Annotated in this window: 10 protein-coding genes; 4 read left to right on the forward strand and 6 right to left on the reverse strand. The window is 58.5% G+C overall.

What is annotated here, in order from left to right; translation table 11 throughout:
* Positions 1-5: 5 nt before the first annotated feature.
* The 4 genes from ACA041_RS10200 (at position 6) to ACA041_RS10215 (ending at position 6,464) form a co-directional block, all read left to right on the forward strand.
* Positions 6-2,441, forward strand: a complete 2,436-nt coding sequence (locus ACA041_RS10200; protein WP_497440981.1) for an efflux RND transporter permease subunit — start codon at positions 6-8, stop codon at positions 2,439-2,441.
* Positions 2,442-2,512: 71 nt separating this feature from the next.
* Positions 2,513-3,913 carry a DUF1254 domain-containing protein gene (locus ACA041_RS10205; RefSeq protein ID WP_497440982.1) on the forward strand — a complete coding sequence of 467 codons (1,401 nt, stop codon included), beginning with the start codon at positions 2,513-2,515 and terminating at the stop codon, positions 3,911-3,913.
* A 39-nt stretch (positions 3,914-3,952) separates the two neighbouring features.
* On the forward strand, positions 3,953-4,786 hold the full coding sequence (locus ACA041_RS10210; RefSeq protein ID WP_497440983.1) for an SDR family NAD(P)-dependent oxidoreductase: 834 nt from the start codon (positions 3,953-3,955) through the stop codon (positions 4,784-4,786).
* A 43-nt stretch (positions 4,787-4,829) separates the two neighbouring features.
* The gene (locus tag ACA041_RS10215; RefSeq protein ID WP_497440984.1) at positions 4,830-6,464 is read left to right on the forward strand and encodes a 3-(methylthio)propionyl-CoA ligase; all 1,635 of its coding nucleotides are present in this window, start codon (positions 4,830-4,832) and stop codon (positions 6,462-6,464) included.
* A 4-nt stretch (positions 6,465-6,468) separates the two neighbouring features.
* On the opposite strand, the gene ACA041_RS10220 is transcribed toward ACA041_RS10215, so the two are convergent.
* The 6 genes from ACA041_RS10220 to ACA041_RS10245 all read right to left on the reverse strand — a co-directional run bounded on the left by ACA041_RS10220 (position 6,469) and on the right by ACA041_RS10245 (position 15,110).
* Positions 6,469-7,737: an anaerobic sulfatase maturase gene (locus ACA041_RS10220; RefSeq protein WP_497440985.1), complete on the reverse strand. Its 1,269-nt coding sequence runs from the start codon at positions 7,735-7,737 to the stop codon at positions 6,469-6,471.
* Between the two features lie 111 nt (positions 7,738-7,848).
* Positions 7,849-10,074 carry a DUF3604 domain-containing protein gene (locus ACA041_RS10225; RefSeq protein ID WP_497440986.1) on the reverse strand — a complete coding sequence of 742 codons (2,226 nt, stop codon included), beginning with the start codon at positions 10,072-10,074 and terminating at the stop codon, positions 7,849-7,851.
* 42 nt (positions 10,075-10,116) lie between these two features.
* Positions 10,117-11,115 (reverse strand): HupE/UreJ family protein, encoded by a 999-nt coding sequence (locus tag ACA041_RS10230; protein ID WP_497440987.1) that lies wholly within the window; start codon positions 11,113-11,115, stop codon positions 10,117-10,119.
* Positions 11,115-12,023: a peptidyl-prolyl cis-trans isomerase gene (locus ACA041_RS10235; protein WP_497440988.1), complete on the reverse strand. Its 909-nt coding sequence runs from the start codon at positions 12,021-12,023 to the stop codon at positions 11,115-11,117. Before ACA041_RS10235 ends, ACA041_RS10230 begins: the two co-directional genes overlap by 1 nt.
* A 165-nt stretch (positions 12,024-12,188) precedes the next feature.
* On the reverse strand, positions 12,189-14,552 hold the full coding sequence (locus tag ACA041_RS10240) for an arylsulfatase (protein ID WP_497440989.1): 2,364 nt from the start codon (positions 14,550-14,552) through the stop codon (positions 12,189-12,191).
* A gap of 81 nt (positions 14,553-14,633) precedes the next feature.
* Positions 14,634-15,110 carry a 2,4'-dihydroxyacetophenone dioxygenase family protein gene (locus ACA041_RS10245; RefSeq protein WP_497440990.1) on the reverse strand — a complete coding sequence of 159 codons (477 nt, stop codon included), beginning with the start codon at positions 15,108-15,110 and terminating at the stop codon, positions 14,634-14,636.
* Positions 15,111-15,162 lie beyond the last annotated feature (52 nt).

Below are 15,162 nucleotides of genomic sequence, written 5' to 3' on the forward strand. Positions count from 1 at the left end.
ACGTCATGGGTAATTACAACCTCGATACGATGCCGGTGATCCGAGAGCTCAAGGGCTTCGATGCACGCTCCGGCAATGTCCTTGAACGCCTGATTTTCAATAACCGCCTGCTGGTGGTGCTGACCTGCCTGATCGTGACGGTATTGCTGAGCTATTTCGCGGCCACTCGACTGACGCTCAATGCCAGCTTCGAAAAGATGATTCCGCAGAGTCAGCCCTACATCAAAAACTACCTCGAGAATCGCCAGTCCTTGCGCGGGCTGGGCAACACGGTTCGGGTGGTGGTGGAAAACACCGACGGCGACATCTATGACCCGAAATACCTGGACGTGCTCAAGCAGGTCAACGACGCCTTATTCCTGACGCCGGGTGTGGACCGGGCGTGGATGAAGTCATTGTGGACGCCGGCCGTGCGCTGGACCGAAGTCACAGAGGAGGGCTTCCGTGGTGGCCCTGTGATGCCGGACTCCTACGACGGCTCGGCGAGTGGTGTCGAGCAATTGCGCTTGAACATTGCCCGCTCCGGGATCATCGGCAATCTGGTCGGCAACAACTTCAAATCGACCATGATTGTGGTGCCGCTGTTGGAGAAAGATCCAATTACCAGCGCCGCCATCGACTACCACCGTTTTTCACGCACGCTGGAAGAACAGCTGCGCGACAAGTTCGAATTTGCGGACGGCAGCGCGGTACACAAGGCCGGTGAAGAGGGCAAGGGCCCGATCAAGATCCGAGTGATCGTTTTCGCCAAACTGGTGGGCGACCTGATCGATGGCCTGCTGCTGATCATGCTGTACTTCGGCGCGGCCGCGCTGATCGCCACCGCCATCATCTACTTGTTCACCCGTTGCGTGCGCAGCACGGCGCTGGTGATCCTGTGCTCGGTGATCGCCGTTGTCTGGCAACTGGGTTTGATCACTTTGTTCGGCTACGCGCTCGATCCGTTTTCGATTCTGGTGCCGTTTCTGGTGTTCGCCATCGGCGTGTCCCACGGTGCCCAGAAGATGAACGGGATCATGCAGGACGTCGGGCGTGGCACACACCAACTGATCGCCGCGCGCTACACCTTCCGCCGTTTGTTCCTCGCCGGGTTGACCGCGTTGCTGGCCGATGCCGTGGGTTTTGCGGTACTGATGCTGATCGACATCCCGGTGATCCAGGACTTGGCCGTCACCGCGAGCATCGGCGTGGCGGTACTGATCTTCACCAACCTGGTGTTGCTGCCGGTGTTGCTGTCCTATTGGGGCGTCAGCCCGAAAGCGGCGGCGCGCAGTTTGCGTCAGGAAAACAAGGAGCTCAAAGGCAATGGGCTGGGCAGTCTGTGGAACCTGCTGGACCGTTTTACCGAACGTCGCTGGGCGACGGTAGCGGTAGTGGTTGCGGGGTTGATGGCGGTGGGTGGCTTCGTGGTCAGCACGCACTTGAAGATCGGCGATCTCGATCCAGGCGCGCCGGAGCTGCGCGCCGATTCCCGCTACAACCGCGACAACGCCTACATTACCGCCAACTACTCGCTGTCCAGCGATCAGTTCGCGGTGATGGTCAAGACCGCCAGCGAAGGCTGCCTAAAGTACGAAACACTGTTGGAGGCCGATCGCCTCGGTTGGCTGTTGCAGCAACAACCGGGCGTGCAAACAACCGTGTCGCTGGTCAATGCCGTGCGCCAGATCACAGCGGGTTCCTATGAAGGCAACCCAAAGATGCTGACCATCGCGCGCAATCAGAACGTGCTCAACTACGGCGCGCAACAGGCCTCGGTGAACAACCCGGAACTGTTCGACAGCGATTGCTCGATGATGCCGGTGATCGCCTATCTCTCGGACCACAAGGCCGAAACCCTTGATCACGTGGTGAAAGTGGCCGATCAGTTCGCCCGGGAACACAGCAACGACGATCGCCAGTTCATGCTCGCCGCCGGCAGTGCCGGGATCGAAGCCGCGACCAATATCGTCGTGCGCGACGCCAACCGCACCATGCTGTTCTACGTGTATGGCGCAGTGATCGTGCTGTGTTTCATCACCTTCCGCAGCTGGCGCGCCGTGGTAGTGGCGGTGGTGCCGTTGATGCTGACGTCGATTCTCTGTGAAGCATTGATGGTCTGGCTGGGCATGGGCGTCAAAGTCGCCACGTTGCCGGTAATCGCCTTGGGCGTCGGGATTGGTGTCGATTACGCGCTGTACCTGCTGAGCGTCCAGTTGGCGCAACAACGTGCGGGCCTGTCCTTGACCGAAGCCTACAAAAACTCCGTCGCGTTCACCGGCAAGGTCGTGGCGCTGGTGGGGATCACCTTGGCGGCAGGTGTCATTACCTGGGCCTGGTCGCCGATCAAGTTCCAGGCGGACATGGGCATCCTGCTCACCTTCATGTTCATCTGGAACATGATCGGGGCGTTGGTGTTGATCCCTGCGCTGTCGCACTTCCTGCTTAAACGCGCGCGCTAAAACGGCGCAAAAAAAGCCCGGCAATGCGTTGCCGGGCTGACGTTGTCATTCCGATGTCGGGGAACAATTCGATGAACATTATTCAGTTGAAAGCTTTAGCGTGCGCAGCCGCACTGCTGGTTGGTCTTCCGGCCGTCCAGGCGCAGGCGGATGTGAGTCCTGAAGAGGCACGCGCCATCGCCAAGGAAGCCTACATCTACGGTTATCCGATGGTGGACAGCTACCGCATTCAATATGGCTATTTCGTGGACCAGCAGAACCCCGAGTACAAAGGCCCCTGGAACCGGATTCACAACACGCCTCGGGTCTATACCTCCGCCGACAAGGCTATCCAGACGCCCAACTCCGATACACCTTATTCATGGCTACCTCTGGATCTGCGTGCTGAACCGGTTGTCCTCACGATGCCCACCGTCGAGAAAAACCGTTACTTCAGTGTCCAGCTCACCGATCTCTATACCTTCAATTCCGACTATATCGGCAGCCGCAGCACCGGCAACGAGGGCGGTAGCTTCCTTGTCGTCGGACCGAACTGGAAAGGTGATGCGCCCAAAGGCATTAAAAAAGTCTTCCGTGCTGAAACAGACCTGATCGTTGCTATCTATCGCACGCAATTATTCAACCCGGGCGATATCGAGAATGTGAAGAAGGTTCAGGCCGGCTACACCGTGCAAACACTTTCGGCGTTCATGGGCAGCGCCCCTGTAAAACCCGCGCCTGCCATCGATTTCGTCAAACCCCTCAGCCGTGAGGAACAAAAGAACTCTCTGCAACTGTTCAGTACGCTGAATTTTCTGCTGCAGTTTTGCCGGACCGTTCCTTCCGAAAACGAACTGATGGCGCGCTTTGCCAAAATCGGTATCGGCGCCGGCAAAGACTTCGATCCCGCCAGACTCAGCCCTGAGCTCAAGACGGCTTTCGAGCAAGGCATTGCCGATGCCTGGGTTGAATTTGCGGGAGGGGTCAAGCAGCTCAATGAGGGAACGCTGACATCGGGCGATCTTCTCGGCTCGCGCGTAGCCCTTAAGAACAACTACCTGAACCGCATGCTCGGAACAATTGGTATCTATGGCGCGTCCAGTCAAGAGGCGATGTATCCGTTTTATCGCGTCGATGCCGAGAAGCAAAAACTTGATGGCAGCAAGCGCTACAGCCTGCGCTTTGCCCCTGATCAACTACCCCCCGTCAATGCGTTCTGGTCGCTGACGATGTACGAACTGCCGGGGAGCTGGCTGACAGACAATTCTCTGAATCGTTACCTGATCAACTCACCGATGCTGCCGCAGCTCAAACGCGATGCGGACGGCGGCGTGACATTGCTCATCCAACACGAATCCCCAGGCCAGGACAAGGAAGCCAACTGGTTGCCGGCGCCCAAAGGTCCCTTTGCCATGTACATGCGGCTGTATTGGCCGCAAGCCCAGGCATTGTCGGGAACCTGGACTGCGCCACCGCTGGAAGTAATCAAGTAAACAAGTAATCAGAACTTTTACTCCTGATGGAAACCCCCAATGGCCATCCCAGAACTCAAAAACAAGAAAGTCATGATCACCGGTGCCGCCTCGGGCATCGGTCGCGCGGCGGCGTTTGCCTTCTCCCGGCGCGGTGCGCACATCATCGCCACGGACGTTAATCCGCAGGCGCTGAAACAACTGCAGGTCGACATCGTAGCCGTGGGCGGCATTTGCATGATCCATCCGCTCGATGTGTCGAATAACGACGAGATGGAGGCGTTTGCCGAGCATCCGTACATGAAGCTGAGCCCGATCGATGTGCTGATCAACAATGCCGGCATCGGTTTTCTGGGCCAGTTTCTCCAGAGTGACCTGGCCCACTGGCGGCGGGTGATGGACATCAACCTGATGGGCGTGGTGCATGGCTGCTATCACTTCATCCCGCAGATGATCAAGGCGGGTGGCGTGCGCCATGTGCTGAACGTGGCCTCGGTGGCGGGCATCTATCCCTCGCCGACGATGGGCGCCTATGCCGCCTCCAAACATGCGGTGTTCGGTTTCAGCGAAGTGCTGAAGATGGAGCTGGCGGATTCCAATGTCAGCATCACCACGGTCTGCCCCGGCATCATCAATACCGCCATCACCCAGGCACGCAGCAACATTTCACCTTCCGTCAGCGAAGGGCAGCTCGAACGGCTGCAGGCGTACTACAAGGCCAAGGGCTGCGAGCCGGAGCTAGTCGCCGAAGCGATGGTCTGCGCCGTGCAGAAGGGCCAGGACCTTGTGCTGGTCGGGCCATTCGCCAAGCTGATTTTCCACGTCAAGCGTCTGTCCATTGGCCTGATGCGCCGGGTGATCCTCAGCGATGCCCGGAAGATCGGCTACCTGTGATTTGAAACACCGACCCCAAACAAAAATAAAAGGAACACGAACCATGCTGGGCTTGATGCAAGATCAACCGTTGTTGATTTCCAACGTTCTCGAGCATGCGCTGAAGTCGCACCCACACACTGACATCGCCTCGCGCACCGCAGATGGCTCGATACATCACTGCACCTACGCAGATATTGGCCGCCGTGCCAAGCAAGTGGCCAATGCGCTGGTTGCACTGGGCGTACAGCCCGGCGACCGCATTGGCACGCTCGCCTGGAACGGTTACCGCCACATGGAGCTGTACTTCGGCGTGTCGGGCATGGGCGCGGTGCTGCATACGATCAACCCACGGTTGTTTGCCGAGCAGATCGAATTCATCGCTAACCACGCCGAGGACCAGTATCTGCTGTTCGACCTGTCGTTCGCGGCGTTGGTCGAGCAAATCGCACCGCACTTGAAAACGGTCAAGGGTTTCATCGTCCTGTGTGACCGTGAGCAAATGCCGGCGATCAATATGCCGGATATGATTTGCTACGAAGACCTTCTCGCAGAGCACCGCAGTGACTTCATCTGGCCTGAGTTCGATGAGCGCACGGCGTCATCGATGTGCTACACCTCGGGCACTACGGGTAATCCGAAGGGTGTGCTGTATTCGCACCGTTCCTCGATCCTGCATTCGTTGGCGCTGTGTACTTCGGACGGCTTTGCTTTGTCTTCGGCGGATTCGGCACTGTTGGTCGTGCCGATGTTCCACGTCAACGCCTGGGGCATGCCGTATGCCGCCGCGATGTGTGGCGCCAAACTGGTGCTGCCGGGTGCCGCGCTGGACGGCGAGAGCCTCTACACGCTGATGCGCGATGAGCAAGTCACTTTGGCGCTGGGCGTGCCGACGGTGTGGATGATGCTGCAACAGCACGTCGAAGCGCAGGGTCTGCAACCGGCGACAGCGCTGTGCCTGAACCGGGTGGTGATCGGTGGTGCCGCAGCGCCGCGTAGTCAGGTCGAGACGTTTGAGACGGTCTTCAACGCCCGGGTGCTGCACGCCTGGGGCATGACCGAGATGTCGCCGCTGGGCACCGTCTGCAATCCCTTGCCGAAACACTGCAATGCGACCCTCGACGATGTACTCGACTTGCAGGCCAAACAAGGGCGGGCGCTGTTCGGTGTGTCGATGAAGATTGTCGACGAGGAGGGCACCGAACTGCCACGCGATGGCAAGGCTTCCGGTCTTCTGCTGGTCAAGGGGCCGTGGATCGCTAGCCAGTATTACGGCGGTGAGGGTGGGCAGATTCTCGATGGCGACGGCTGGCTGGATACCGGCGATATCGCCACCATCGATGCCGACGGCTACATGCAGATCACCGACCGCGCTAAGGACGTGATCAAGTCAGGCGGCGAGTGGATTTCCTCGATCGACCTGGAAAACGCCGCTGTCAGCCATCCTGCCGTTGCCGAAGCGGCGGTGATTGGCATCCCTCATCCCAAATGGCAGGAACGCCCGTTGTTGGTGGTGGTGCTCAAACCCGGCAAGACAGCGAGCAAAGACGATCTGCTGAACGTTCTGCAAAGCCGCGTGGCGAAGTGGTGGTTGCCGGACGATGTCGCCTTCGTCGAGGCGCTGCCACATACCGCCACCGGCAAGTTGCAGAAAATGAAACTGCGCGAACAGTTTCGCGACTATCGTTTTCCGGACTGAACGGCTACTTATCCAAAGGTACGATCAGCGGGCCGTCAAAGGCCTGCATGATCAACGCCGCCGGTTGCTTGTGGCTCACCAGTTGGGCCATGGCGTTCATGTACGGCGTCAGGTGGCGGAAGTATTTCTTGTAGCTCGGGCACAGGTAATTGAGGCCCGGCTCGCCATTGGGCGCGTCCATGAAGCGGTTTTTCGGGCACTCGCCATGGCAGGCGAAGCGGTAATCGCACTGCTGGCAATACATCGGCAGTGTTTCTTCCTTGGCCGCACCAAAGGCTTGTTGCGCAGGGGAGGCGAGCAGCACGGCAGGGTCATCGGTCTTCAGGTTGCCCAGCAGATACTCGGGGTACATGTAGTGATCGCAGGAGTAGACATTGCCGTCGTGCTCCACGATCGCCGCCTTGCCGCAGCGCGGGCTGAACAGGCACACCGACGCCGGCAGCTGGCACCATGAGGCCAAGGCCCATTCGAAGTTCATGACGTGGACTTCGCCGACATCCTGGCGCACCCACTCGTCAAAAACCTTGATCAGAAAGTCGCCGTACGCTTCTGCGCCAACGGTGTGTTCGGTTACGACTGCTGGCTCGGGAACTGCGTGCAAACGCAATTCCGGCGGAACCGCGAAGTGCAGGCCCTGACTGACTTGCGGGGCGCTCGGCTGGCGTTCCACCACCGGGTTGAACTGAATGTGCCGAACCCCTTCAGCCTTGAGGTAACGATAGATTTCCAAGGGGTAGTGGGCAACATCGCGCGCCACCGTAACCAGCACATTGAAATTGACGCCGTGCTGCCTGAGCAGCCCAAGACCGCGCATCACCTCGTCGAAACTGGAGCGCCCGCGCTTGTCAGGGCGATACAGGTCGTGGACGAAGCGCGGGCCGTCGAGGCTGATCCCGACCATGAAACCTTCACGGGCAAGGAACGCACACCAGTCATCGTTGAGTAACGTGCCATTGGTCTGCAACGTATTGCGAATAACCTTGTCCCCCGCGAACTGGCGTTGATACACCATTGCCCGCTGGAAAAAATCCAGGCCGAGAAGCGTCGGTTCGCCTCCTTGCCAGGTGAATTCGACTTCCGGTGTGGACTGGGCCTCGATATAGCGCTGCACGTACAGGCGCAGCACGTCGTCCGTCATACTGAAGCGTTCCCGGGGCGGGTAAAGCTGTTCTTTTTCCAGATAGAAGCAGTAACTGCAATCGAGGTTGCAGATCGGCCCGACAGGCTTGGCCATGAGATGCAGGCCCTGGGGCGGGGTTTTGTGGGTAGGCATGGTCGGCAGGCTGCGTTCGGACCGCTTGGCGAATCGCTGCGGTTCCAATGCCGAAGGCTAGGGGCAGAACGAGTGTTGGCCGCCCCCCATGATTGGGGGGCGGTCCGAGGTTTATTTGACCTCTTCGACCTCGTAATTCACGTAGCCGAACTCACTGCTGCGAGCTGCCACGTATTTGCCGTTCTGCTCAAAGACCGTGGCCTCGAAGGGCGAACCGCCAAGGGTGGTGACCAGATGCCCGTCCTTGATCTCGTATTTGGCCGGTACGCCAAATTGGCCGCCATGCAGCATGTTCAGGTATTCGCCATCCGCAGGCGGTTTGCCGTCGACACTGCTCACCGAGCGCTGGCCGTCGGTGCCGTAGACAATTTCGAAGGTCTGGCCGGTGACCGTGTTGTGCACCTTGATGGTTTTACCCTCCACGTAGGCTTGCAGCTGTTCGTTGGTCAGTGCCTTGGCACCTTCGGTTCTCAGCTGATCAATGGTTTTGCCCCGGGCCATCAACTTGCTGTCCTCGGCGTTCGGCGAATACCAGATCGGTGAGGTCCAGGCGCGCTCCTGGACGGTGGCCGAGACATCGGCTGGCGGCGGCACTTGCAGCTTGGCGGCGTCGTAAGTGCTCCAGCGTGGCGTCGGGATCTGTAGCACGCGTGCGTAATAGAACGCGTGTTGCGCCGGATCGAAGTCCGGGTCGACCCAGACTTTTTTCAGCTCCGTGGCGCCGATAGTGTTGGTGTAAGTGGCCTTGGAAATATCGACCGTGGAACCCACCGGTGGGACTTTTCCTGTGGCCGGGTCCGGCGTGCGTTCACCGGACCAGGCGACGTCGTAGATTTTCTCGAAGGTCTGGCCGTTTTTGGTCCAGCCCTTGATGATCTGGATCCGGTCGAGGTTGCCATCATCGGCATCCTTGACGGCCCACACCACGAAGGTCGGCGCCTCCTTGCCCGGTTTTGCCGGCAAGTCGCCGCCCATGGGAACGCCCTTGGCGTAGGCGGCGTGCACCCAGTCTTTTTCATTCCACAAACTGCTGTCGAAACCCCAGCCACCAAACAAACGCACCGGAATCCGCACGCCGCTGGTGCCATAGACTTCTTTGCGTTTCATCGCATCGAAGATCGACTCACGGGTGTTTTCTTCAGCCCAGACGCCGGCCAGTCCCGATGTGCTGGTTTGCAACGCGGCCATGCCCGAGTTCTTTTTGCCGGAAAGACGCGCCTGCGGGGTGTTGTCGGTAAAGCCATGGGAGCCGAAGTTGTTGTTTTGCGCATACGGAATCACCCCGTTGTGCGAGTCGCTGGCGCCCACCACGCCCATCTTGTAGGGGTTGAAGCCTTTGGCTTCCTGCAAGGCCATGCCGTTTTGCCAGGCTTGCCGGATGTAACTGCCGTTGAGTTTTGAGGTGCTGTTATCCAGGCCAATCAGGAAACTCATGATTTCGTAGTTGGCAAACTCGTCCGTCGGCGACAGTTCTGGGTGGGTTTCCGAGGTGCCCTTGACCTGGTGGATTTCGGTGAGGGACTCGTTACGCATCCGCGTTTCGGCCCAGGCCGCGTCGATCGGGCGACCACGGTCATCAACGTCGACCGGAAACATCAGGCCGTTGCTGAGGTTGGCATTGTGGGAGATCGCCAGCACCTCATTGCCCGACTTGCGCTGATCGTCCATCCAGCCCCAGAGATCCTCGGGCTTGTTCGAGTCAAGCGCGGTGAACGGCAGGGCGGGGACCTTTTTCGAGTCACGGAAGAAGACGTTACGGTGCATGTTTTGGTTGTTGGGGGCCGAGGTCCATTCATACGCGACGAAGGTGGTGAACTTGCCGGGCTTGTAGTACTTGTCGGCGATGGCGATGTTCTGCTGCCAGATGTTGCCGGCAATCTTGGGGTCGACCAGCTCCTCGATCGGCTTGCCGCTGATACTGCCAGCAATCCACTTGAAGATCCGATTGAAATCCTCCGGGGTTTTGGCAATCAGTTTTTTGGCAATGGGCTGTTTGCTGAAGTCCGATTTTGGATCATTCGCCAGGGCAATCACGCCCACGTATTCCGAGTGATCGGTCACGCCATGGAAATCCAGCGGTCGCCCCCGCATTTGCACTTCAAACCCCATTGGGTGCATGACCGGCATGCCCAACGAGTATTTGTAAGCTTCCTCCGGCCCAACCAGGTGATTGCCGATCAGGTACGCATCAATCGACCACGACGTGTGCGAGTGGGTCTGGCCGAAGTAGACCTCACGATCCGGATTGCTGTCCGCCATGGCCAGCGTGCTGACGGCCAGGGTGAGCGCTGCGTAGCTGAACAAGGACGATGCGCTGAGGTGATAGTTGGTTTTCATATTCCACAACTCCGGAACACAGCAGTGACAGGACGGTGCAGCTCAGGACCAAAAACTAGAGACACGCTCGAAAAACCAGAAGGCGGCCAGCGTACCCAGCCCGTAGGACGCAATCGGCTGGGCATACAGCAACGCAAGCCGTGGCAGTCGACAACGCAGCAGCACTTCCCGGATGCTCAGCACCAGACCAACGAACATCAGCTGGCCGATTTCGACGCCGACATTAAAGGTGAACAGCGCCAACGGAAGGTCGCGCTGTGGCAAGCCGATTTCCGCCAGCGCACCGGCAAAACCAAAGCCGTGCAGCAAGCCAAAACAGAAGGCCACGACCCACGGCCATTGGGCGGTGAAACTGACTTCGCCGCGATTCTTGCGGGCGATTTCCACCGCCAGCAACAGAATGCTCAGCGCAATCGTCGCCTCGACGGGAGGACCGGGAAGCCGCACGGCGCCCAGCGCGGCGAGCGCCAGGGTGATGGAGTGGGCGAGGGTGAACGCGGTGATGGTCTTCACCAGCATCCAGCCGTTGCGCACCAGCAGCAGGAGGCCAAAAACAAACATCAGGTGGTCGAAGCCGCCCAATATGTGCTCGATGCCATGGACCAGAAATGCCCCGGCCACCGAGAACGCACCTGGCGTGACGGCGATCTCTATCCAGGGTTGGGCGGGCTGCACGAGCGTGGTCGATAAGGTTCCGTCCAGGCGCGAGACGCGCACCAGCACATCGGTGATGCTCGCTTGCAGGCCGATAAACTCGATGCGTTGCCCGACCAGTCCTGCGGGGCCGGCATCAATTACCCTGCGTTCGATCAGTGAGTCGTTAAGTTCGCTTTCCACGGGCTCAACGACCGTTCGCACGCTCTCCGGAAACCTGAGCGCGATGGGCAGACGCATCCCGGAAAGCACCGGCGTGCGCCAGAGAACGTCATAGCGGCCGGCGGCCGTTTCGTTGATTTCCATGTAAGCAGGGCGAGATTCATGGGCGAAGGCTGCTTGTCCCATGAACAACAGACACAACAGAAGCCAGACTGTGCGTCCCATTACGGCTGCTCCGTTTCAGTGGCCGCAATCGCGCTGGCGGAAGCCGGCATCATCACCACCACTTCATAACGCGCCTTCAGCGCCTCGAAATTCGAACGTTTCGACTCGCTGCGTTGTTCGGAAAGCCAATCGGATTTGACTTGCTGGGCCACGGTTTCAAAGGGCGGTGCCGCTGGATTGGTCAGGGCATCAATCCACACCAGATGCCAGCCAAAGCCCGATTCCACAGGCCCCACCCAACTACCCGGTGTTTGTTTAAACAAGGCAATGGCGAACTTTGAACCGAAGTCTCTCGCCACTTGATCTTGCGATTGCTCCGCATAGGCGTTTTTAAACATGAAGGCATCGCCTTCGCCGCTGTTTTTATCTGTCAAAGTGGCCAGGGCTGCTTGAGCCTGTGCTTGCGCCTCCGGACCGCGTTTGTCCAAAGCGAAGAACAGATGATGGAAAGTCGCCAGTGGCGGTGGGGCATATTGTTGCTGATGCTGGCTGTACCAGGCTTCCAGTACGCTGGGGGCAGGTTCGCGAAGTGACGCGACATCTTCTGCGAGGAAGTCCATTTTTTGCGCCAGTCGGCGGCGAATGATGGTGTCGTCTTTATCCAGACCAAGTTTCAGCGCTTCGCGATAAAGGATTTCTTCTTTCACGTACTCGTCGAGCATCCCTTGAAGCTGCTGATCGGAAGGGGGACGCTGCCATCGCGCCAGCCAGGATATTTCGATGCGTTGAATATCGTCTGGGGTTATTTCTATCCGTTGCGGATCCTGATTGACGGTTGAACGGTGCAAACCACCGTACAGCACGAAGAGTGCAAAACCGGCGATCAGAAAATGCAGTAACGGCTCGCGAAGGCATCGCTTGATTAAAGAAAATCGGGATTGTTTTGTTTCAGAGACGATTAAGCTCATGACTTATTGCCCCACGTTTTTTAATCGAAAGTCTTTGATGCGAAATGGAGTATTGCTGCTGCCCCGGAACTTGCCACCAAGGCTAATCACGATAAGCACTAAGCCTTAGACGTAATCGGATTAAGAAAAACGGCACCGCCCGGTTTAACCGGGCGGTGTTGAAATTCAAGGCATGTAAGTCACGTGAACATCGTTGACCTTGCCAGTAAAAGCAAAAGGCGCACGATCGAAGTAGTCCAGGGTTACAGGCGAACCCAGGTCTTCGGCCACGTCGAACGTCTCACTCGCGGTGAACGTCAGGGACGGAGTAAACGGCGTCACGCCTTTGGCGACTTCCTTCCCGTCGAGCAACAAGCTCAAGTTGGCCGGTGCACCGAGTTTGGCTGACGACATAGTAGTCAATACTTCGATGCTGACTTTGCCTCCTGGTACTCGATCGGCCGATTTCAACTTGACTCGCGCAATGGCCAGGTCGTTGTACTCGTACACCAGGAAACCGTCATCCATATACAGACTGACCCCTCCGCCAATACCGCCCAAGGCATACAACACGCCGCTGGCGTTTGCCGGCACCTCTGCGTCTACAACAACCTTGCTGTTCTGGCTGCGCAGGTTGGGCGCGGCGAACTCGGGGAAGCGCTGAGTACGATCACTGAAGTGCCACTCGTGCTGGTTGGTGCCAATTCGCGCTGCCGGATTAAGGAACGGGTACAGACCGGCACCAATCGGGTAGACGTGGTTGGCCTTGGCCTGGACGTCGAACTCTGCCTTCAATTCAGCGAGTTTTTCCGGGTTGCTGGCGGCCAGATCATGAGCCTGGGAATAATCGTTTTGCAGGTTGAAAAGCGACCATTGATCATTCGCCGGATTCCAGCCCACGAACTGTGCGAAGCCTTGTACCCAAGGTTTGCGCGGACCGAACACCGAGGCCATCCAGCCGTCCTTGTAGATGCCACGACTGCCCAATACTTCGAAGTACTGCACCGTCTTTTTCGACTTCACCTGGGCGTCATTAAAGGTATAACGCAGGCTGACGCCGTCAATCGGGTCCTGAGCGATACCGTTGACCTCCTTGGGCGGAGTGATCGACAGCACGTCATATACAGTCGGGACGATGTCGTTGACATGGTGGAATTGCCCGCGAACCTTGGCGTCTGCCTTGATCTGCTTCGGCCAGGAAACGGCCATTGGCGTGCGCGTACCGCCGAAGTAGCCGGCAACCAGCTTGGTGCCTACAAACGGGCCCGAGCCTGCCCAGGCCCACGCGGAGTTGTACATGTTTTCAAGCTTGGGACCACCGAGCGCAGACAGGCCGCCATACATCTCGTTGAGTACTTTAAGCTGCTGGTCTTTAGGTACTGGAATACCGTTCTGCGCCAGCAACTCGTTGATCGTGCCTTCCATACCTTCTGCAGACGCACCGTTGTCGCTCAGGACATAAAAGATCAGCGTGTTGTCGCGTTTGCCTTGGCGCTCCAGTTCGTCAAGGATCTTGCCGGCCTGGGTGTCGGCGTGTTCCAGGAAGCCGGCATACACCTCCATCAAGCGTGCCTGATATTGTTTTTGCTCAGCCGACAAGCTGTCCCAGGCTGGCAGTTCCACCGGGCGCGGGGTCAGGACGGCGCCCTGCGGGATAAAGCCCAGGGCTTTCTGGCGAGCGAACGTCTGCTCGCGATAGGCATCCCAACCACCGTCGAACTTGCCTTTGTATTTGTCTGCCCACTGCGCGTTGACCTGGTGCGGGCCGTGCACGGCACCGGGTGTCCAGTAGAGGAAAAACGGTTTGTCCGGGGCGTAAGTCTTCTGATCCTGCAGCCAGTTCACAGCCTGATTGGCCAGGTCCTCGCTGAGGTGATATTTCGGATCGCGCGCCGGTTCGATCGGCGTGGTGTCGCGGTACAGGCGCGGCTCGTACTGGGAGGTTTCGCCCGCCAGGAAGCCATAAAAATGTTCGAAACCATAGGCTGTCGGCCAAGTATCGAAAGGGCCGGCGGCGGTAGTGTCCATCGGCGGCGTGTTGTGCCATTTGCCGAACGCGGCGGTGCTGTAGCCGTACTGCTTGAGTACTTCTGCCATGGTCGCCGAGCTTTTTGGAATTTCGCCGGTGTAGCCGTCCCAATCGGTGGCCAGCTCGGCGATCACGCCGTTGCCGACGCGATGGTGATTGCGCCCGGTCAGCAGCGCCGCGCGGGTGGCGGAGCTGATCGCTGCGGTATGAAAGGCGTTGTAGCGCACGCCGCTGTCAGCGACTCGGCTCAGGGTCGGTGTATGGATCGCACCGCCGACGGTGTCGGACTGCGCGAAGCCGGCGTCGTCAAGCATGATGACCAGCACGTTCGGTGCATCGGCGGGCAGGTGGGATTGCTGCTGGCGTTTCTGGTGCTTGGATTCTTGCAGCGTCGGTTTGGCGTCACTGGCCGAAGGCGTAGGCGGGAAGGGCAGTGAGTCTTGTGCAGAGGCGACCGAGCTGGCCAACAGTGCGCAGAGTTTCAGGGTGAAACGTCCGGCGGGTTGCAGCTTCTGGGACATGGGTGTCTCCGTTTTCTATTTATTACAAACGGCACAGCCGCCCGGTCGAGGTACCGGACGGCTGAGAGATTGGAGGGTGGGTCAGACCGCGAAACTGGTGATGTCTTTGGGCGCGATATCGTTGGCTTTGCAGAACGCCAGGTAACGATCCACGCTGGATTTCCAGTTCTCGATGGCGACGATGTTGTCGTTTTCGTCGAAATACAGCAGATCACCCACGGTAATGTTCAAGGTGATGATTTCATCGCCGTACTCAGGCAGTGCGACAGGCGTATGGCTGGAGCCTGCGGTTTCAAAGACCACGCCGCCTTCTTTCGAGACCCAGTCATGTTCCAGGTATTTCCAGCCACCCTTGATGGTGTAGACGATCACTGTGCCGGAGTGATGATGCTTGGGCAGCACTGTGCCCGCCGGGGCCTTGAGCAGGGTGATGGTCTCACCGCGAATCGGGTCGCACTTGAGGTATTTGATGAAGACTTCATCGCTGTAAGGCGCGAATGGGACCCACGGCAGGTCCTCGGCGTCGATGGCAGCGGTGTCGATGTTTTCATAAAACATGCTTGTTGTTCTCTTGTTAGAGTGAAGGTTGAACACGGTGTTTGTGGAGGTA

It is taken from the genome of Pseudomonas sp. LBUM1676 (assembly GCF_059695605.1).